The organism is Paraburkholderia madseniana, from assembly GCF_009690905.1.
In the GTDB taxonomy this organism is placed as follows: Bacteria; Pseudomonadota; Gammaproteobacteria; order Burkholderiales; family Burkholderiaceae; genus Paraburkholderia; species Paraburkholderia madseniana.
Genome location: NZ_VOSW01000348.1, coordinates 1 through 254, shown reverse-complemented (window position 1 = coordinate 254; position 254 = coordinate 1). Strand labels below are relative to the sequence as shown.

At 65.7% G+C, this 254-nt stretch carries 1 protein-coding gene; it reads left to right on the top strand.

Annotation, left to right across the window (positions count from 1 at the left end):
• Nucleotides 1–254, top strand: a 254-nt coding sequence (locus FSO04_RS46115) for a transposase (RefSeq protein WP_154568047.1), incomplete at both ends; no start/stop codon positions are given.

Sequence of the window (254 nt, the reverse complement as noted above, 5' to 3'; positions counted from 1 at the left end):
CGCATCGAACTGCAGTTGGACCAGCCCACCGAGGCGGGCGACACGGTGATCCGGCTGTGGAGCAATCTGCCTGCCGCGGTGGGCGCACACGAGATCGCCCGACTATATCGCAAGCGCTGGCGTATCGAAGGCATGTTCCAGCGACTCGAGTCGGTGCTGCAAAGCGAGATCCGCACCCTGGGTCATCCGCGGGCCGCGCTGCTGGGTTTTACCGTCGCGGTGCTGGCGTACAACGTGCTGGCCACGCTCAAGCG